This window comes from uncultured Parasphingorhabdus sp. (genome assembly GCF_963677535.2).
Taxonomy (GTDB): domain Bacteria; phylum Pseudomonadota; class Alphaproteobacteria; order Sphingomonadales; family Sphingomonadaceae; genus Parasphingorhabdus.
Genome location: NZ_CAXXUT010000003.1, coordinates 33,887 through 52,133, shown reverse-complemented (window position 1 = coordinate 52,133; position 18,247 = coordinate 33,887). Strand labels below are relative to the sequence as shown.

At 59.2% G+C, this 18,247-nt stretch carries 17 protein-coding genes; 6 read left to right on the top strand and 11 right to left on the bottom strand.

Annotated elements, in window-relative coordinates:
- Window positions 1–35: 35 nt before the first annotated feature.
- Together ahpC and ACHZCJ_RS07185 are read right to left on the bottom strand one after the other, a co-directional pair.
- Window positions 36–599, bottom strand: a complete 564-nt coding sequence (ahpC, locus tag ACHZCJ_RS07190) for an alkyl hydroperoxide reductase subunit C (protein WP_159640392.1) — start codon at window positions 597–599, stop codon at window positions 36–38.
- A gap of 353 nt (window positions 600–952) precedes the next feature.
- Window positions 953–1,288: a hypothetical protein gene (locus ACHZCJ_RS07185; protein ID WP_321325147.1), complete on the bottom strand. Its 336-nt coding sequence runs from the start codon at window positions 1,286–1,288 to the stop codon at window positions 953–955.
- Window positions 1,289–1,763: 475 nt separating this feature from the next.
- On the opposite strand from ACHZCJ_RS07185, the gene ACHZCJ_RS07180 reads away from it, so the two are divergent.
- The 5 genes from ACHZCJ_RS07180 to ACHZCJ_RS07160 all read left to right on the top strand — a co-directional run bounded on the left by ACHZCJ_RS07180 (window position 1,764) and on the right by ACHZCJ_RS07160 (window position 7,679).
- Window positions 1,764–3,041 carry an RsmB/NOP family class I SAM-dependent RNA methyltransferase gene (locus ACHZCJ_RS07180; RefSeq protein ID WP_321325145.1) on the top strand — a complete coding sequence of 426 codons (1,278 nt, stop codon included), beginning with the start codon at window positions 1,764–1,766 and terminating at the stop codon, window positions 3,039–3,041.
- A gap of 120 nt (window positions 3,042–3,161) precedes the next feature.
- Complete coding sequence (rpe, locus tag ACHZCJ_RS07175) at window positions 3,162–3,824, top strand: ribulose-phosphate 3-epimerase (RefSeq protein WP_321325143.1); 663 nt, start codon at window positions 3,162–3,164, stop codon at window positions 3,822–3,824.
- Window positions 3,821–5,608, top strand: coding sequence for a heparinase II/III family protein (locus ACHZCJ_RS07170; RefSeq protein ID WP_159640404.1), 1,788 nt, complete (start codon window positions 3,821–3,823; stop codon window positions 5,606–5,608). Before rpe ends, ACHZCJ_RS07170 begins: the two co-directional genes overlap by 4 nt.
- Before the next feature lie 2 nt (window positions 5,609–5,610).
- Window positions 5,611–7,203, top strand: coding sequence for a bifunctional phosphoribosylaminoimidazolecarboxamide formyltransferase/IMP cyclohydrolase (gene purH / locus ACHZCJ_RS07165; protein WP_321325140.1), 1,593 nt, complete (start codon window positions 5,611–5,613; stop codon window positions 7,201–7,203).
- A 185-nt stretch (window positions 7,204–7,388) separates the two neighbouring features.
- Complete coding sequence (locus tag ACHZCJ_RS07160) at window positions 7,389–7,679, top strand: DUF167 domain-containing protein (RefSeq protein ID WP_159640410.1); 291 nt, start codon at window positions 7,389–7,391, stop codon at window positions 7,677–7,679.
- Window positions 7,680–7,961: 282 nt separating this feature from the next.
- On the opposite strand, the gene ACHZCJ_RS07155 is transcribed toward ACHZCJ_RS07160, so the two are convergent.
- The 8 genes from ACHZCJ_RS07155 to purE all read right to left on the bottom strand — a co-directional run bounded on the left by ACHZCJ_RS07155 (window position 7,962) and on the right by purE (window position 16,525).
- Window positions 7,962–8,369: a DUF3035 domain-containing protein gene (locus ACHZCJ_RS07155; protein WP_159640413.1), complete on the bottom strand. Its 408-nt coding sequence runs from the start codon at window positions 8,367–8,369 to the stop codon at window positions 7,962–7,964.
- Window positions 8,370–8,454: 85 nt separating this feature from the next.
- Window positions 8,455–8,958 (bottom strand): signal peptidase II, encoded by a 504-nt coding sequence (lspA, locus tag ACHZCJ_RS07150; protein WP_159640416.1) that lies wholly within the window; start codon window positions 8,956–8,958, stop codon window positions 8,455–8,457.
- A 159-nt stretch (window positions 8,959–9,117) separates the two neighbouring features.
- Entirely contained in the window at window positions 9,118–12,039 is a 2,922-nt protein-coding gene (gene ileS, locus ACHZCJ_RS07145) for an isoleucine--tRNA ligase (RefSeq protein WP_321325135.1), read from the bottom strand.
- A gap of 166 nt (window positions 12,040–12,205) precedes the next feature.
- Window positions 12,206–13,129, bottom strand: coding sequence for a bifunctional riboflavin kinase/FAD synthetase (locus ACHZCJ_RS07140; RefSeq protein ID WP_321325133.1), 924 nt, complete (start codon window positions 13,127–13,129; stop codon window positions 12,206–12,208).
- Window positions 13,130–13,194: 65 nt separating this feature from the next.
- Window positions 13,195–14,430: a dipeptidase gene (locus ACHZCJ_RS07135; RefSeq protein ID WP_321325132.1), complete on the bottom strand. Its 1,236-nt coding sequence runs from the start codon at window positions 14,428–14,430 to the stop codon at window positions 13,195–13,197.
- On the bottom strand, window positions 14,427–14,921 hold the full coding sequence (locus ACHZCJ_RS07130; protein WP_321325130.1) for a dihydrofolate reductase: 495 nt from the start codon (window positions 14,919–14,921) through the stop codon (window positions 14,427–14,429). Before ACHZCJ_RS07130 ends, ACHZCJ_RS07135 begins: the two co-directional genes overlap by 4 nt.
- Window positions 14,922–14,956: 35 nt before the next feature.
- Window positions 14,957–16,027 carry a 5-(carboxyamino)imidazole ribonucleotide synthase gene (locus ACHZCJ_RS07125; protein ID WP_321325128.1) on the bottom strand — a complete coding sequence of 357 codons (1,071 nt, stop codon included), beginning with the start codon at window positions 16,025–16,027 and terminating at the stop codon, window positions 14,957–14,959.
- 9 nt (window positions 16,028–16,036) lie between these two features.
- Window positions 16,037–16,525, bottom strand: coding sequence for a 5-(carboxyamino)imidazole ribonucleotide mutase (gene purE / locus ACHZCJ_RS07120; RefSeq protein WP_159640434.1), 489 nt, complete (start codon window positions 16,523–16,525; stop codon window positions 16,037–16,039).
- Between the two features lie 340 nt (window positions 16,526–16,865).
- Between purE and ACHZCJ_RS07115 the strand changes: the two genes are divergently transcribed.
- Window positions 16,866–17,354 (top strand): GGDEF domain-containing protein, encoded by a 489-nt coding sequence (locus ACHZCJ_RS07115; RefSeq protein ID WP_321325126.1) that lies wholly within the window; start codon window positions 16,866–16,868, stop codon window positions 17,352–17,354.
- Between the two features lie 15 nt (window positions 17,355–17,369).
- On the opposite strand, the gene gpmA is transcribed toward ACHZCJ_RS07115, so the two are convergent.
- Entirely contained in the window at window positions 17,370–18,056 is a 687-nt protein-coding gene (gene gpmA, locus ACHZCJ_RS07110; protein ID WP_321325123.1) for a 2,3-diphosphoglycerate-dependent phosphoglycerate mutase, read from the bottom strand.
- Between the last annotated feature and the right edge of the window lie 191 nt (window positions 18,057–18,247).

The following is an 18,247-nucleotide window of genomic DNA, read 5'->3' as shown; positions in this document are numbered from 1 at the left end:
CGGTCACTGCATTTTTCGTTGGTATTGGGTCGCGGTTAGATTTTGCCGACGAGCTCGATCGAAGGGGCGAGTGTTTTTTCGCCTTCTTCCCATTTTGCCGGGCAAACTTCACCGGGATTGGCGCGAACATATTGCGCTGCCTTGATCTTGCGGACCAGTTCAGCCGCGTTCCGGCCAACGCCTTCGCAGGTGATTTCCATGACCTGGATGACGCCGTCGGGATCGACAACGAAAGTCGCACGGTCCGAAAGGCCCTGGCCTTCCCGCAATACGCCGAAATTGTTGCTGATCGTGTGATTCTGGTCGCCAAGCATATAGAAGTTGATCTTGCCGATCGCGTCGGAGCTTGCGTGCCATGCCTTGTGGCTGAAATGCGTGTCAGTCGAGACAGAGTAAACTTCAACGCCCATGGCTTGCAGCGCGTCATACTGGTTGGCCAGATCTTCCAGTTCCGTCGGGCATACAAAGGTAAAGTCCGCAGGGTAGAAGAAGAATACGGCCCATTTGCCGGCGACATCTTCTTCCGTCACGTTGACGAATTCACCGCGATAAAATGCTTCGGTGGAGAAAGGCAAAATCTTGCTGTTAATGGTAGCCATTGGTGGTCCTTTTCTTTCGTTTGAGCGTTTGTTGCATGCCAGTTTCGACGTGCAATTGTCCTTCTGTTTGAGATGCTTGAAATATGTTGTGGCGGACCACTATTCAACAGCCAATCGCGGGCTTTCCGGATAATTATGGCGATCACATTGATCGGCATATTCAATCAGCGTCGATCGGTGGGCGCCCATACCGTCTATCGGGGCGGCGCGCTAAACAGGCCGATCGCATTGTCTGGCTGCTGCTCTCTGCACGCATAGAAAAGGGCCGGAGAAATCCGGCCCTTTTCCCGTGTTCAGCGAATGCAGGGCAGAGGAACCCTGCTGGCCCGCCCTGTCAGATCGCCTGATATGATCTACTCGGCCAGCATCTCGTCATAGACGGCGCAAGCTTCAGCAATACCGTAGCTTCCGTCCGCCGCGCCCTTTTGCAACTTTTCCTGAACTTCCTGCATCTTGCCGGTCATTTCCTGCATCGCTTCCGGATCGCTCGCCAGAGCCTGCATTTTCTCGCCCAGTTTCGTGGCTTTGGCCATCATGTCGTCCTGGCTACAAGCTTCCGAGGTCGCTGCTTCCGCAGTTTCTTCCGTTGCGGCAGTTTCCGAAGCTTCCGAAGTTTCGTTGCTGCTACCGCACGCACTGAGAGCCAGAGCGCTGGCAAAAACTGTCAAGGTCGCAATTGAATTTTTCATATGTGGTTCCTGTTTTTTTGAATGAAGTGCCGCCTTTGCTGGCAACGCGCCAGATTCCGGCAACGGACGTGGTTTGTTCACTGATTTGGCATCGGCGAGATTGCGGATCGGTCCATCCGTTGCCTTTCCCGATAATTTTCTCGCGGCACGCTTGCGGTCGAACGCAGCGCAGCCGCGTTGAGCGAGATAGTCATCGTTGCAGGCCCCCTGAACCAATCCAGATGTCGACCTAGCGTGACTCGCGAGCGGGAGAGTGATGTAGATCACAACCTCATGGACAAGGTGTATCGTGATGTTCCGACAAGGATGGACGGACTCGCGCTCATCGCCGATTTCTAGCTTCGTCTATTCATCATTGCGTTCTATCGGTGCGGCTGCGCTCGACCCAAAAGCTTGATCGAAACGCGGGAAGGTCTATGCGGTGGGGCAGAGCGAACCATCCGGGTTCTGCAAGCCCAATTATCGCGGAATGAACATGAACCAGCCCAACAATAAAGTCCCCGGCCTCGCTACGCGACAGTCCGCCATTCGCCTGCTCGACGCCGTCTGCCGGCGCGGCGAGACGCTGGATCAGGCGATGCCTGCGGCTACGGGCAAATTGTCCAATCCGTCGGACAAGGCGCTGGCGCATAATATCGCCGCCAATGTGCTGCGCTGGATGAGCGCGCTCGACGCGATGATCGACAGCGCGACCCGCAACCGGCTGGCCGACGACGCGAAGGCGCGGATGGCGCTGCGCATCGCGCTGGCGCAGGTGCTGATCCTCGACACGCCGCAACATGCCGCGATTTCGACCGCCCTGCCGCTGGTCCATGGCGGCCCGCGCCGGCTGGTGCACGGTGTCTTTTCGACCGTCATGCGCGGGATCGAATCGGGCAAGCTGAAACTGCCGGAATATCCGGAAATTCCCGGGGAAACGCTGGACCGCTGGACCAGCAAATGGGGTGAAGATGTGGCCAATGCCGCGTGCCGGGCCTGGGCACAGCCTGCGCCGCTCGACCTCAGCTTCCGGTCCGGTGATATCGGCACGCTGGAGGGTGAAAAGCTTGCCCCGAAACATCTCAGGATGCTTCCAACTGTTCCAGTTACGGCGCTCGACGGCTTTGATGACGGCGCTTTCTGGGTACAGGATCTCGCTGCCTCTATCCCTGCGCGTCTGCTCGGGGAGGGCGAGGGGAGCACGGTTCTCGACCTTTGCGCAGCCCCCGGCGGCAAGACCATGCAGCTGGCCAGCGCCGGCTGGAAAACCGTCTCGGTCGACAATAGCGCCAAAAGAATGGAGCGCTTTCAGGACAATCTGAAACGCACCCGGTTGCAGGCCGAGCAAATCATCGCCGATCTGATGCGGTGGGAGCCGGCGGAGCCCGCCGACGCGGTCCTGCTCGATGCGCCGTGCAGCGCCACCGGCATCTACCGGCGTCACCCGGATGTGCTGCACTGCATCGGCTCCCGCCAGATCGAGGACCGCGCCGAAGTGCAGCGCGCCTTGCTCGACCGCACAGCCGCTTGGGTGAAGCCTGGTGGGCTGCTGGTTTACGCCGTTTGCTCGCTCGAGCCGGAAGAGGGCGAGGAGCAGATCGAGGCCTTTCTCGAGCGCCACGACGAATTTGCTATCGATCCCGTCCGTGCCGAAGAGCTGCCCGCGGGTGTCGCGCCAGCCGAATCCGGCTGTGTCCGGACGCTGCCCGATACGCTCGCCGAACAGGGCCATGTGGATGGGTTCTTCATTGCCCGGCTGGTTCGCAAAAGCTGATTTTCTATATATTGTGAACCTGTCCCCAATCTGTCCACAAGGGACTGTGGCACTGCCATAATAGCGTCTTGCTTGCCCGGTTCAAAAATTCTACTGCCGGGCATAGTTTAAGGAAGCGCCATGTCCGACAGCATTCGTATTGCCCCCTCCATCCTTTCTGCCGATTTCGCCCGGCTGGGCGAAGAGGTGCAGGCCATCGACAAGGCCGGCTGTGACTGGGTGCACGTCGATGTGATGGATGGCCATTTCGTTCCCAATATCACCATCGGGCCGGCGGTCGTCAAAGCGCTGCGACCGCATAGTGCCAAACCATTCGACGTCCATCTGATGATATCGCCGGTCGACCAGTTTCTCGAGGATTTTGCCGAGGCGGGCGCGGACATCATTTCCTTCCATCCGGAAGCCGGCCCACACCCGCACCGTACGGTGCAGACGATCCAGTCGCTCGGCAAGCAGGCCGGTCTGGTGCTCAATCCCACAACTCCGCTGGATATTCTCGACTATCTGATTGACGATCTCGATCTGATTCTGGTGATGAGTGTCAACCCGGGCTTCGGAGGCCAGAGCTTCATCGACAGCCAATTGCGCAAGATCGAGGCAATCCGCAAGCGGATCGACGCCACCGGCAGGGATATCCGGCTGGAAGTCGACGGCGGTATTGATCTCAAGACCGCACCGAGAGCGATTGCAGCGGGGGCCGATACGCTGGTTGCCGGCACCGCAACCTTCCGCGGCGGCCCGGATCAATATGCCGCCAATATTCGCGGCTTGAGGGGTGAATGACCACCAGCAGATCCGACCGGCTGGATCTGGGTGACGGCGACCCGGAACAGCCAGAAATTGAAGATGAGAATGATACGATAGGCGAAGGCCGTAGCCTCACATTGCGCCACGACCGCGACCGCGGCCAGTCGCTCGCCCAGCAAGCGACAATGCTCTATTACCGGATGACCTGGCGGATGCCGCTGCACCGGCTCCGTCTTTCGGGAAAACTGCCCCTGCGGCTGCTGGCGGTGCCGGTCGATCCGGTCGAGGGCGACCGGGTCCAGGGCATGGCGGTGCGCGCCGGTTTCTTTCTCTTTCGTGGCCTCAAGAAAAAACACGAGAAGATCGATTTTGCCGAACTGAAGCTGCCGCCGCAATTCGAGGATTATGTCCACCGCTTCCAGTGGCTGCGCGATCTCGACACGGCGGCGTCCCGCGATCAGGCAGTGCCGGTGGCGGAAATGCTGATGAACCAGTGGCTCGATGCCAATGGCGACACGATTCGCCAGCCGGCCTGGCGGCCCGACAATTGCGGCTGGCGATTGCTGATCTGGGCCAGTCATGCGCCGCTCATCCTGTCCTCGCGGGATCTGATCTACCGCTCCAAGCTGCTCAACAATATCGCTCGCACCGCCCGTCATCTCGACCGGACCGCGGACAAGGCCAACAGCAGCCTCGGCAGGCTGGTTGCGTGGAGCGGTGTCGTTGCGGCATCGCTGCTGCTGCCCGAGGGACGGGTCCGCCAGATCGTCGGAGAAGCAGGGCTGGAAAAGGCGATGGGTGAATTTTTCTTTGCCGACGGCGGTTCTGTCTCGCGTTCGCCGCTCAACCAGATCGATGCGGTCATCCTGCTGTCGATGCTGAAACAGGTCTATATTGCGCGCAAGGAAGACGCCCCGGCCTTTCTTGAGGAAGCGCTCAACAAGGCAGTACCGCCGCTCACCGCGCTCACCCATTTTGACGGAACCCTCGGCAACTGGCAGGGCAGCGGCGCCACCGCGGCGGGGCAGATCGCGCAAGTGGTGGAAGCCAGCGGTGTTCGGGCCAGACCGCTACGGCAGGCGCATGAATGGGGCTATCAGCGGGTCTCATCCGGTCGTTCCGTGCTGGTTCTCGACGCCGCGCCGCCGCCGATCGCGCGCATGGCGGTGGCCGGCTGCGCCTCGACACTGGCCTTTGAATTTTCCAACGGCGACTGCCGGATCATCAGCAATTGCGGCGGGGCGGGGCTGGTTGGGGCAACCATCCCGGCGGCGCTCGCGCGCGGGTTGCGCACCACTGCTGCTCACAGCACCCTATGTATCGCCGACAGCAACAGCACCTCGATCCTTCCGGACGGCAAGCTCGGCCGCGGCGTCAGCGAAGTCGAACTGTTCCGCCGCGACGTCGAAAATGCCACCCGGCTGGAGGCCAGCCACGATGGCTATGTTCGGCGCTTTGGCTTGCTCCACAAACGGTTGCTGCTGGTCCGCTCGGACGGGCTGGAGCTGCGCGGCGAGGATATGCTAATCCCGGATGGCAGAAAACGGAGGCGGCGCAAAAATGATATCGAATATGCGCTGCGCTTCCATCTCGGGCCTGATATAGAAACCGACCTGATCTCGGAAGGAAAGGGCGTCTTGTTGCGTCTGAAGGACGGGAATTTGTGGCAATTCCGCTCGACCAGCGGAGAAATCAAACTGGAAGAGAGCGTCTGGGTCGACGGCATGGGCATAGGCCATGATGTCATGCAGATGGTGATTTCCGGAGCAGTGGGCAGGGGCGGCGGCGCCACCGGCTGGCTGCTCAAACATATGGGGTAAGAATGACAGAGAATATCAAAATCAAACGCGCGCTTTTGTCGGTTTCGGACAAGAGCGGCCTCGCCGATCTCGGCAAGCAGCTGGCGGCGATGGGTGTCGCGCTGATCTCGACCGGCGGTACGGCCAAGGCCTTGCGCGAAGCGGGTCTCGAGGTTGCCGATATCAGCGATGTCACCCAGTTCCCCGAAATGATGGACGGCCGGGTCAAGACCCTCCACCCCAAGGTCCACGGCGGCCTGCTCGCCCGGCGCGATGATGCCGGCCATGTCGCTTCGATGGAAGAACATGATATCGCCGGGATCGATCTGGTGATCGTCAATCTCTACCCCTTCGCCCAGACCGTCGCCAAAGGAGCGGAACGCGACGAGATTATCGAGAATATCGATATCGGCGGGCCTTCGATGGTGCGCAGCGCGGCGAAGAATCACGATTTTGTGACGATTGTTACCGACCCGTCCGACTATGCGACATTGCTTGAGGAATTGCAGCAGAACGATGGCGGCACCTCGCTGGCCTTCCGCAAGAATATGGCCGCCAAGGCCTTCGCCGCCACCGCCAGCTATGACAGCATGATCGCGCAATGGTTCGGCTTTGCCGATCAGGGCAAAATGTTTCCGGATGTGCTGCCGGTCACCATGAGCCGCCCGGTCGAGCTGCGCTATGGCGAGAATCCGCACCAGAGCGCGGCGCTCTATTTGCCCGACGGCCCGTCCGCGAGCGGGATTGCCCAGGCAGAGCAGCTGCAGGGCAAGGCGCTCAGCTATAATAATTATAATGACGCCGATGCCGCTCTCGAACTGGTCAGCGAATTCCGCAACGGTCCGCCGACCGTGGTGATCGTCAAACACGCCAATCCTTGCGGAGTGGCGAGCGCCGACAATATCCTCGACGCCTATAAGGCCGCGCTCGCTTGCGACAGCGTTTCGGCCTTTGGCGGCATCATCGCGGTTAACCGGCCGCTCGATGGCCCGGCCGCGGAAGCGATGACCGGCATCTTTACCGAAGTTGTATGCGCACCCGGTGCCAATGAGGAAGCCAAGGCGATTTTCGCCAAGAAGACAAACCTGCGCCTGCTACTCACCGGCGAGTTGCCCGACCCGGCCCGCACCGGCATGGGCTTTAAATCGATCGCCGGCGGCTTCCTGCTGCAGTCGCGCGACAATGGCCAGATTTCCCAGACTGATCTGAAGTGCGTCACCAAGCGCCAGCCGACCGAGCAGGAAATGGCCGATTGCCTGTTCGCCTGGACCGTCGCCAAACATGTCAAATCCAACGCCATTGTTTACGCCAAGGATGGCTCCACAGCGGGCGTCGGCGCCGGGCAGATGAACCGGCTCGAATCGGCGCGCATTGCCGCGTGGAAAGCCAAGGATGCAGCGGAAAAAGCCGGCTGGAACGAAGCCCGGACCATCGGTTCGGCGGTTGCCTCGGATGCTTTCTTTCCCTTCGCCGACGGCCTGCTGGCTGCTGTCGAGGCGGGCGCAACCGCAGTGATCCAGCCCGGCGGTTCGATCCGCGATGACGAAGTGATTGCGGCGGCCGACGAAGCGGGTCTGGCGATGCTGTTCACGGGGATGCGGCATTTCCGGCACTAGGTGTTCTTCCCTCTCCCTTAAGGGAGAGGGTCGCGCAGACTTGCAAACTTGTTTGCTAGTCGCAGCTGGGTGAGGGTGTATTGCGCTTCAGATTGAAAAACACCCTCATCCAAGTCCGCCTAATCCACTTCGCGCATAAGGCTCCCTATCCTTCTCGCTCATGGGAGAAGGGAAATAGTTAGACAATGGCAAGAAAGACATCATTCCCGCCCCGGTCCGAGATGTTCTCGTTCATAGAGAGTGGCGAACTGACGGTGAAAGTCACGCCCAATGCAAGTGAGAATAGCATCAGCCTGCCGGGCGCAACGGGGCCCGCCGGCGTGCTGCTGGTCCGCGTCACCGCTACGCCGGAGAACGGCAAGGCCAACGCCGCCGTGTTGAGACTGCTGTCAAAAGCGCTCGGGCTGCCCAGGACATCGCTGGAGATTGTGCGGGGCGGCAATGCAAGAACGAAGGTAATCTCGGTTCCTGGTTGAACATTTCCTCTCCTTTACGGGAGAGGGCGGTGTGCCCCTGCGAAGGCAGGGGCCTATCTCCTGAAATCTAGGTCATGACAACGGTTGGAGCGTTCAAGCGCGCGATTCAGCAGTGCGCTGTTTTCGCTGCCCGGATATGAAGTTGGTAGGGCGACAGATGGACCCCTGCCTGCGCAGGGGAACAATCACTTCACCACTGTGCTCCGCACTTGATAAGGAGCCCTGTATTATAAAGCGTGACAGGTCGTCAAAAAGCTCCGCCTCAAGGGCGGAGCCCCAGCATCAATCCGGCGTAGCGGCCTGGGCGTTCTGGCCGTCGCCTTCGGGAGCGGCGATGATGTCGCGGGTGACGCTGCCCTTGTCGACGGTATAAGTATCCGGATCGCCGACCGAAGAACGAATCCCGGCATCGGACTCACCGGCCAGGCCGACAACCGCATTTTCGGTCACGCTGCGCGCCTGTGGTCCGCCGAACAGGGCTTCCAGCGTCTGTTGCTGCAAACCACCGGTTTGCGGGCGCGGCTGGCCTGGCTGGGGCGGGGTGAGCGTGAAATCGGGCGGAATGACTAGCGGTGGCTGGCGCGAAACTGCGAATTCATCCGGCCGCTCGCGGTCGAACAGCCCGCTTGAACCGCAGGCGGTCAGGCTGGCCAGCGAAACAAGGCTGATGGCGACGGTCGATTTACGCATTTTATTGTCCCTCAAAAATCTCTTACGGAGCCTGATAGCGCGCTCCTGTCACAGGTCAACTTTCGTCAAGCTGAACGTCGTCTTTTCACTCGGCCTTCTTTTCGCGGATTAACAGCGCGCGTGCAAGCAGGATCACCACACCGATGCTGATAGAGGCGTCGGCAAGATTGAAAATCAGAAACGGCCGAAAATCTCCGATATGCAGATCGGCAAAGTCGGCGACATAGCCGAGCCGCGCGCGGTCGACGATATTGCCCAACGCCCCGCCGAGGACCATGGACAAAGCGATAATGTCCCATTTTGCCTTTTCGCGGTTCATCCAGATGAAGACCGCAAAACCGATCAGTCCGGTCAGCGCGACCAGGGCCCAGCGCTGGAATTCGGACGACGCCGTCAGAAATCCCATCGACACCCCGTAATTTTCCGCCCAGGTCAGGTTGAAAAAGGGGATCAGTTCGATCTGGCCTCTGGACGGCAGCTGCAGCAATTGCATCACGACAAATTTGCTCGCCTGATCGAGGATGAAGATCAGAAAGGCGATGACCAGGCCGATACGGCGGTAGTATTTGACTTGCTTGCTATCGGTCATATCAAATTCCGTTCCGAGCAGCGCAATGGTGAGAGAGGGAGTCGTCATTCTGAACTTGTTTCAGGATCCCGCCGGGCTTGGCGCTCTGCCGCGGGAGATCCTGAAACGAGTTCAGGATGACGAGCTTCCGCTTCAGGATGACGAGCGAGAGAGCAGCGATCACGCCAACACCTCCGCACAACGGTCGCACAAGGCGCCATCTTCTTCTACTTCCGGCAGCAACCGCCAGCAGCGGCCACATTTGTGGTTGTCGGTCTTGGTGACGGCGATTTCACCTATAAGCACATCTGCCTCTGCTTCTACAAAGTCGACTTTGGCAACCATACAAATTTCGGTAAGGTCTAACGCACGAATATCTCTCTCAAAGCTACCGCCACCAGAAATCGGGACAACAACTTCAGCCTCAAGACTGGACCGAATTTTTTTGTCGCGCCTTAAAGGCTCCACAGCCTCAGTAATCGCTCGCCGAATTGGCCGAACGTCTGCCCACTTCAAGAAGACTTTGGAATCGCGCAGATCGAAATCAAACTTGGGCCATTCTTTTAAATGGATTGAGTCAGTCTCATCCGGGAACCGATTTTGCCAGATTTCTTCAGCAGTAAACACAAGCACCGGCGCGATATAGCGGGTAAGGGCGTGGAACAAGATATCCATCACGGTTCGATAGGCGGCACGTTTGTCTGATTGAACACCCGTCGCAGGATTGACGTCGCAGTAGAGGCAGTCCTTGCGGATATCGAAGTAGAAAGCGCTTAGGTCATCCTGTGCAAATGCTGTCAAAGTACGCATATATGGTCCGAAGGCAAAATCATCGATATGCTGCTTCAGTTCATCATTCACTTGCGCCAATCGCGTCAGGATATAGCGTTCCAGTTCCGGCATATCTGCCACCGCCACGCGCTCGGCATCGGTGAAGTCGCCAAGCCCGCCGAGCATATAGCGGAAGGTATTGCGCAATTTGCGGTAGCTGTCCGAAACCCCTTTCAGGATTTCATCGCCGATCCGGTGATCCTCGGTAAAATCGACGCTCGCCGCCCACAGCCGCAAGATATCCGCGCCCTGCACATCGATGATCTTCTTCGGATCAAGCGTGTTGCCGAGCGACTTCGACATTTTCTTGCCGTTCTTGTCGAGCGTCATGCCGTGGGTCAGCACCGCCTTGTAGGGCGCGCGGCCTCTGGTGCCACAGCTTTCCAGCAGGCTCGACTGGAACCAGCCGCGATGCTGATCGCTGCCTTCCAGATAGAGATCGGCCGGGCTCTGTTGCTCCGGCCATTTGCCGCTTTCCAGCACGAACGCATGGGTGCAGCCGCTGTCGAACCAGACGTCGAGAATATCGGTGATCACTTCATAATCCTCGAGCGCATAGGCGTTGCCGAGAAATTCCTGATGATCGGCATTGAACCAGGCATCGGCCCCGCCGGTCCTGAACGCTGCGATGATCCGCGCATTGACCGCCGGATCATTGAGATATTCGCCGCTCTTGCGGTCGACATAAAGCGCAATCGGCACGCCCCAGGCGCGCTGGCGGGAGAGCACCCAGTCGGGACGGCCCTCGACCATCGATTCGAGACGGCGCCGCCCACGTTCCGGCACGAAGCGGACCTTGTTGCGGATTTCGTCCAGCGCGACTTCGCGCAAGGTCCCCCTCCCGCTTGCGGGAGGGGTTAGGGGTGGGTTTGGACCATCTTCTGGCCCACCCCCGGCCCCTCCCGCAAGCGGGAGGGGGGAGTCCATCGGCACAAACCATTGCGGTGTGCAGCGGTAAATAATCTTCGCTTTCGAGCGCCAGCTGTGCGGATAGCTATGCTTGAAATCGGCGCTGGCCGACAACAGCGCACCCGCTTCGCGCAGGTCCGAACAGATCGGTCCGTCCGGACCGTTGAAATTCTTGTTGATCACTCCGCCGGCGCGCTCGTCACCGCGCGGCAGCCAGCCCCAGTCCTCGCGATAGACGCCATCGGCATCGACCGCGAACACCGGATTGATGCCATTGGCCTTGCAGAGATCGAAATCATCCTCGCCATGATCGGGTGACATATGGACGAGGCCAGTACCGGCATCGGTGGTGACAAAATGCGAACCATCCAGGAACGGGCGCGGCTTGGTGTAAAATTCGCTGTCCGGGAATTTGTCGGCCATCGGGTGTTTGGCGGTGGCTCCGGCGAGTTGAGAGCCTTTGCCTTGCCAGAAGATTTCGGTCGCCTCTTGAGCTAGGAAACGGCCATACAATGCACCGGATTCTACCAAAGCTTTGGCAACCAGATATTTTGGCCCTTGATGCTCGCCTACCAAGACATATTCAACATCCGCCCCATAAGCCAACGCCTGATTAACCGGTATCGTCCAAGGCGTCGTCGTCCAGATAACCGCGTGGGCACCGACCAGTTCCGGCGCATTCGGCGCTTCGACAATCTCGAACGCCACATCAATCTGCGTCGAGACAATATCCTCATATTCCACCTCGGCTTCGGCCAGCGCGGTTTTCTCGACCGGCGACCACATCACCGGCTTGGCGCCGCGATAGAGCTGGCCGGCTTCTGCGAATTTCAGCAGCTCGGCGACAATCGCCGCTTCGGCGTCATAGTCCATCGTCAGATAGGGCTTGTCCCACTGGCCCATCACGCCGAGCCGCTTGAACTCCTCGCGCTGCACATTGACCCATTTATCCGCATAGTCGCGGCATTCGGCGCGGAATTCGCTGGCCGGAACCTCGTCCTTGTTCCGCTTTTTCTTGCGATATTGTTCCTCGATCTTCCACTCGATCGGCAAGCCGTGGCAATCCCAGCCGGGCACATAAGGCGCGTCCTTGCCGAGCAGGCTCTGCGATCGGACGACCAGATCTTTCAGCGTCTTGTTGAGGCTGTGGCCGATATGGATATTGCCATTGGCATAAGGCGGGCCGTCATGCAGGATGAATTTCTCGCGGCCGGCGCGGGCTTCGCGCAGCTTTTCATAGAGACCAATCTTCTCCCAGCGTTCCAAAATCGCCGGTTCCTTGTTCGCAAGGCCAGCCTTCATCGGGAAATCGGTTTTCGGCAGGAAAACCGTGTCTTTATAATCTGCTTTGGGATCGGTCATGATCGCGGGGATTAGGGGACGCGGGCCTTGGGTGCAAGCGGGATTTGTGCCACGCGCGAGCCTTGCAATCTACCCGTCATTGCGAGGGCTGGAAGCCCGTGGCAATCCAGTGCGGGGGAGTGGCGTTACGGATTGCTTCGCTGCGCTTGCAATGACGAACGGTGGCTCACGCCAGCAAGGCTTTCGCCTTGTCGCAATCCTTTTCCATCTGGACCTTCAGCGCGGCGAGATCATCGAACTTCTGCTCGCCGCGCAGGAAATGGTGCAGTTCGACCTCGATCGTCTGGCCGTAAAGATCCTCGCTGAAATCAAAGAAAAAAGGCTCGAGCAATTCCTTGGGCGGGTCGAAGCTGGGGCGTATGCCCAGATTGGCCGCGCCGTTCAGCACGCGGCCGTCGGGCAGGCGCCCCTTGACCGCATAGATGCCATATTTGGGACGCAGATATTGACCGATATCGATATTGGCGGTCGGATAGCCCAATATCCGGCCATTCTTGTCGCCGTGGATGACCTCGCCCTGTATCGCAAACGGGCGGGTGAGCAGCCGGTTCGCTTCCTCGCAATGGCCCTCTTTCAGCGCCGCGCGGATGCGGCTCGAGGAGATGACGTCGTCGCTGTCGCTGACCGCGCTGACCGCTTCGCTTTTCAGTCCATGCGCCGCGCCGACTTCGCGTAATACGTCGATATTGCCTTTCGCGCCCTTGCCAAAGGTGAAATCCGCTCCGGTGACCACGCCGGCTGCGCCAAAGCGCTCGACCAGCAGCTTGGCGATGAAATCCTCTGCCGTGGTGGCTGCCAGACCCGCGTCAAATGCGAAGACCAGCATCGCACTCGCGCCCGCATCGGCGAACAGCCGCTGGCGCTGATCGAGACTGGTCAGCCGGAAGGGAGCCACATCGGGCTTGAAAAAGCGCACCGGATGCGGATCAAAAGTCGCAATGATCGCCGGACGACCCTCGTCCCGGGCCCAGTTCAGCGCCTTGCCGGCGACTGCCTGATGGCCGAAATGAAAGCCGTCGAAATTGCCCAGCGCAATGATCGCCCCGCGCAGCTCGCCTTCGATCCGGTCTTTTCCGTTCAGTCTGATCATCGAATCGCTATTGCGGGATTTTGCGTATCATTCAACAAATTCGTCATGTCAGTGAAGGCTGACGCCTAACCCGCACGCGAAGTGCGGGTATTACCACCGGGCTGGACCCCGGCCTGCGCCGGGGCTGCGGTCTTCGACAATGGCACCAGTCCAGCCTTGATCACCCGCAACGCATTCAGCCCCATCACCGCCCGGATTTCCGCTTCGCTGAAGCCGGCGTCCATCAGCGCCTGGGTGATCTGAACCACTCCGCTGGTATCAAAGCGCGTCGTCACCGCGCCGTCAAAATCGCTGCCCAGCGCGACATGCTCGATGCCGACCAGATCGCGGACATGTTTCGCCGCTTTCGCCACGGTTGCGGGATTGGTGTCACACATCGCGCCGTCCCAATAGCCCAGACCAATGATCCCGCCGGTCGCGGCCACGCCCCTGATCTCTGCGTCGGTCAGATTGCGGTTGACCCCGCACACCGCCTGAACACCACCATGGCTGGAGACCACAGGACGCCGCGCCATCTTTAGAATGTCGGCAACGGTCGCGTGGCTGCTATGGGCGATATCGACGATCATGCCCATGTCTTCCATGTCGCGGACAATCGTCCGGCCAAAATCGGTAAGCCCGCCTTTTTCCATGCCATGCATCGATCCGGCCAGCTCGTTGTCGAAAAAATGCACCAGCCCCGCCATGCGCATGCCCGCGGCGTAGAGCTTTGTCAGATTGGCCCGCTCGCCCTCCAGCGTCTGCAGGCCTTCGGCGGAGAATAACACACCAATCGGGCCGTCTGATTGATTCCGCGCAGCCGCGAGCGTGTCAAGATGGCCGGGCTGGCTGATCGGCATCATCGCGCCCGCCGACACGGCTACCGCGCGGTCCAGCTTCTGCGCATGATAGAGTTGCCGCTCGAGCAGCGAGAACCAGGTCCGCACCGGCTGCATCTGGGTGATCGCCAGCAGGGTGATATTATCCGTATCGCCGCGATTGCTGTCGTAATTCTGGCCCTTGGGCGTCTTGGTCACGCTGGAGAAAATCTGCAGCCCGATATTGCCCGCCTGCAGCCGGTCGAGATCGATATGGCCACGATCCACGCTGTCGGTAATCTTGCGCTTCCACAGCAAGGTGTCGCCGTGCAGGTCGACGATCATCAGGCTGTCATGCAATTTCTGCGCCTCGGGGCGGATCGCCGGTAGCGGCTTTCCGTCGACCATATTGGTCTGCTTCTCGAACTCGGCCGGCGCGAAAATCAGAAAGGCGACGATAGCAATCACGACGATACTCAGAAGTGCCAGCGCGAATTTCTTCATGGAAGTTTTCGCTTCAGGGTGACGAAGCTGAAGCCGGGCCTTTCATTTTTTGGGGCATGATCCTCGCGCGCCACTTCTTCCCAGATATTATCGTCAAAGGCTGGTATGCTGATGTCGCCCTTTGGCTCGCTATGCACTTCTGTCAGTTCGATCCGGTCTGCGCGGTCAAGAAAGGCCTTGTAGATTTCCGCGCCGCCGATCACCGCTATATGCGGTGAATTGGCGATTTTCAGCGCGCTTTCCACACTGTCCGCGATTTCCGCGTCATCGGCCTCCCATTCCGGATCCCGGGTGAGGACGATATGACGCCGTCCGGGCAACAGTCCGGGCAGGCTGTCAAAAGTCTTGCGGCCCATGATCATCGGCTTGCCCATGGTCATCGTTTTGAAACGCCGCTGGTCTTCCGGCAAACGCCATGGAATGCGGTCGCCATCGCCGATCACTCCATTGTCGGCGCGGGCAAGAAAGAGGATGATTTCAGGATGATTCATGGGCGATGCCTAGCGCAGTTCCGGCGCACTGCAAATTAGAAATATAATTTGGTGACATGACCCATTTTGCGACCCGGCCGGCTCTCGCCCTTGCCGTAGAGATGAAGATGGTTTGCACCATCGGATAGCAGGTTTTGCCAATCGTCGGCTTGCGCGCCGATCAGATTGTGCATCTCGACCTTTTCCGCCGCCAGCCCGGTGTCGCCCAGCGGCAATCCGCAAATCGCCCTTATGTGATTTTCGAACTGGCTGGTGACCGCACCCTCGATCGTCCAGTGGCCGCTGTTGTGGACGCGCGGCGCCATTTCATTGAAGACGGGTCCATCGCTGGTGGCGAAAAATTCGCAGGTCAGCACGCCGACATAATCCATCGCCTCGGCCATTTTGGCGGCGAGCGCGCGGGCGTCGTCCTGCTGTGCCAAAATCTCTGTTGGAGCGGGTGCGCTGGAAACCGACAATATGCCGTCGACATGGATATTGTGCGGCGTATCCCAGAAGCGGATCTCGCCATTCCGGGCGCGCACCAATATCACCGAAAATTCATGGTCGAAGGTGACAAAGCCCTCGGCGACGCAGGGTTGCTGCGCCACGGCTTCCCAATGCTGGTCAAGATCCTCGCCGGGCCGGATCCGCGACTGGCCCTTGCCGTCATAGCCCATGCGGATTGTCTTGAGGATCGCCGGTGCGCCGATTTCGGCAATTGCCTTGTCCAACCCGTCCCGGTCGGTCACTTCGGCAAAAGGCGCCGTTGTGCCGCCATGGTCGCGGGCGAAATTTTTCTCCGCAACCCGGTTCTGCGCGATATCCAGTGCCGCGATCGGCGGGTGCAACGGGGCGCAGTCTTCTATCTGGTGGAGCGGGTCCACCGGAACATTCTCAAATTCGAAGGTGAGCACGTCGCAGGCTTCGGCAAAGCGGGTGAGGGATGCCACATCGTCGTCCTCGGCGCAGGTGAATTCGGCCGAGACTTCCGCTGCCACGCTATCGGCATTGGGCGCATAGATATGGCAGCGATAGCCGAGCTGGGCCGCCGCTACGCTCAGCATCCGGCCGAGCTGGCCGCCGCCCAATATACCGATGGTGGATCCGGGAGCGAGTGTCTTCATGGCGTCTGCTTATTCCGGCTCGTCGGCGACGGCGTCGGTCTGGGCCGCGCGCCATGCATCCAGCCGCTGCGCCAGAGCCGGGTCACCGTTGGCCAGAATGGCGGCTGCGAGCAACGCCGCGTTTTTCGCGCCCGCGTCGCCGATCGCCAATGTGCCGACCGGGATACCCGCAGGCATTTGCGCGATCGAGAGCAGGCTGTCCATGCCGCTCAGAGCCTTCGACTGGATAGGCACGCCGAGCACCGGTACCCGGGTCATCGAGGCCACCATGCCGGGCAGATGGGCGGCGCCGCCAGCGCCGGCGATAATTACCTGGAGTCCGCGATCCGCTGCCGAGGTGGCATAGTCAACGAGCCGGCCGGGCGTCCGGTGTGCCGACACGATCTTCTGTTCATGGGGCACCTGCAGCTGATCCAATATATCGCTGCCGAGCTTCATCGTCGCCCAGTCGGACTGGCTGCCCATGATAATACCAACAGGAGGAGATGCTTCGGCCATTTTCGTCCCTGACAAATGCTACGGAAGCAATGCGGTTTAGTCATGAAATCGTGCAGACGCAATGACACATGTGGTTGTCAGCAATTTTCGTTGTCACCGGCGCCTGGCGAGAGCGACGCAATGATTCCGCGCAGGAAAAACCGGATATCGACAAAAGATATCTGCCGCTGGTCGTCCGAATAATCCGGTTGTGCTGGCAAATAGATATAAATATATATGGAAGCAGGATTTGGGGATATCAAATAAAATGCAAAAGCATCGTGAATCCGGTAACCAACATTGCGCCAAATGTAATATATTGAAGCAGAAAATAGTTTCTCTGCAGAGGCAGCTGGCCGAAATGAAGCAGCACGCCTATAATGACGTACTCACCGGGCTTTCAAATCGTCGCCTATTTGTGGAAAGCCTGGAGGATCGCGTCGCGCGAAGCCGGCGATATGGACACAATTGTGCTGTGCTGTTTCTTGATGTCGACAAGCTGAAGACGATCAACGACGAATATGGCCACGCTGCCGGGGATGCGTTGCTGGTGCGCCTTGCGAAAATACTAAAATCCAATATTCGCACAACCGACGTGGTCGCGCGAATTGGCGGCGATGAATTCGGCCTGTTGCTCGACAATATGAACGGCGATCAGGTCGCGGACAAAATCGGCTTTCTACTCCAGAAACTGGCGCGGGAAAATCTCGTCCATAAAGGAAGAAAGCTGCATCTTGGTGCGTCGATAGGCTATTGTTTCGTCGGGCCCAAGGACACGGCCGACGGCCTTATGTCCCGCGCCGATGCCGCGATGTACCGGGAAAAAGACAAGCCGGGCCAAGGCGCATGACCATCGCCCCCCAGCCTATCGTTCGGAAAGATAATAGCGCTCGATCTCGTTCAGATCATCGTCCAGTTCATAGATGATCGGCTGGCCGGTCGGAATTTCCAGACCGGTAATCTCGTCATCGGGAATTTTCGAGAGATGCTTGACCAGCGCGCGCAGGCTGTTGCCATGGGCCGAGATCAGCACTTTCTTGCCATTTTGCAATTCCGGTGCGATCCGGCTTTTCCAGTAAGGCAGAACGCGCGCGATGGTGTCCTTCAGGCTTTCGGTCGCAGGCACTTCGATCCCCTTGTAGCGCGGATCGCTCGACATCTGATAGGGGCTGTCCGACGCCATGGGTGGTGGTGGCGTGTCAAAGCTGCGCCGCCAGATATGAACCTGCTCGTCGCCATGCTTGTCGCGGGTTTCCTGTTTGTTGAGACCGGTCAGACCGCCATAATGGCGCTCGTTCAGCCGATAGTTTTTTTCCACCGGTAGCCACAGGCGCCCCATTTCCTCCAGCGCCAGATTGAGCGTCTTGATCGCCCGGGTCTGGACGCTGGTAAAACAGACATTCGGATCAATGCCGCGTTCCTTCATCAGCTGTCCAGCCGCTCTGGCTTCCTCAATGCCCTTTTCCGTAACATCGACATCCCACCAGCCGGTGAAACGGTTTTCGAGATTCCATTGCGACTGGCCGTGGCGAAGCAGAATGAGTTGGGGCATTGAAGGTCCTTAAATTTATGTTTCCCCTTCCTCTAGCGGCGATGACGGAGGTCGCCAAGAGCGATTTCGGGCAGAGATCATCAGGTTGGCATGGCGCAGATGCTGCTGCCCCCTTTTTTTGTCCCGCCCCCTTCAGCAGATTGATTGCCAATCGTAAACTTATGTCAAGGAAATGGGAGTAAGCGGGAAAC

What these genes read in the sequence shown, in the direction of transcription:
- ahpC (WP_159640392.1), bottom strand. Translation starts at nt 599, where the DNA reads ATGGCTACCATTAACAGCAAGATTTTGCCTTTCTCCACCGAAGCATTT.
- ACHZCJ_RS07185 (WP_321325147.1), bottom strand. Translation starts at nt 1,288, where the DNA reads ATGAAAAATTCAATTGCGACCTTGACAGTTTTTGCCAGCGCTCTGGCT.
- ACHZCJ_RS07180 (WP_321325145.1), top strand. Translation starts at nt 1,764, where the DNA reads ATGAACCAGCCCAACAATAAAGTCCCCGGCCTCGCTACGCGACAGTCC.
- rpe (WP_321325143.1), top strand. Translation starts at nt 3,162, where the DNA reads ATGTCCGACAGCATTCGTATTGCCCCCTCCATCCTTTCTGCCGATTTC.
- ACHZCJ_RS07170 (WP_159640404.1), top strand. Translation starts at nt 3,821, where the DNA reads ATGACCACCAGCAGATCCGACCGGCTGGATCTGGGTGACGGCGACCCG.
- purH (WP_321325140.1), top strand. Translation starts at nt 5,611, where the DNA reads ATGACAGAGAATATCAAAATCAAACGCGCGCTTTTGTCGGTTTCGGAC.
- ACHZCJ_RS07160 (WP_159640410.1), top strand. Translation starts at nt 7,389, where the DNA reads ATGGCAAGAAAGACATCATTCCCGCCCCGGTCCGAGATGTTCTCGTTC.
- ACHZCJ_RS07155 (WP_159640413.1), bottom strand. Translation starts at nt 8,369, where the DNA reads ATGCGTAAATCGACCGTCGCCATCAGCCTTGTTTCGCTGGCCAGCCTG.
- lspA (WP_159640416.1), bottom strand. Translation starts at nt 8,958, where the DNA reads ATGACCGATAGCAAGCAAGTCAAATACTACCGCCGTATCGGCCTGGTC.
- ileS (WP_321325135.1), bottom strand. Translation starts at nt 12,039, where the DNA reads ATGACCGATCCCAAAGCAGATTATAAAGACACGGTTTTCCTGCCGAAA.
- ACHZCJ_RS07140 (WP_321325133.1), bottom strand. Translation starts at nt 13,129, where the DNA reads ATGATCAGACTGAACGGAAAAGACCGGATCGAAGGCGAGCTGCGCGGG.
- ACHZCJ_RS07135 (WP_321325132.1), bottom strand. Translation starts at nt 14,430, where the DNA reads ATGAAGAAATTCGCGCTGGCACTTCTGAGTATCGTCGTGATTGCTATC.
- ACHZCJ_RS07130 (WP_321325130.1), bottom strand. Translation starts at nt 14,921, where the DNA reads ATGAATCATCCTGAAATCATCCTCTTTCTTGCCCGCGCCGACAATGGA.
- ACHZCJ_RS07125 (WP_321325128.1), bottom strand. Translation starts at nt 16,027, where the DNA reads ATGAAGACACTCGCTCCCGGATCCACCATCGGTATATTGGGCGGCGGC.
- purE (WP_159640434.1), bottom strand. Translation starts at nt 16,525, where the DNA reads ATGGCCGAAGCATCTCCTCCTGTTGGTATTATCATGGGCAGCCAGTCC.
- ACHZCJ_RS07115 (WP_321325126.1), top strand. Translation starts at nt 16,866, where the DNA reads ATGAAGCAGCACGCCTATAATGACGTACTCACCGGGCTTTCAAATCGT.
- gpmA (WP_321325123.1), bottom strand. Translation starts at nt 18,056, where the DNA reads ATGCCCCAACTCATTCTGCTTCGCCACGGCCAGTCGCAATGGAATCTC.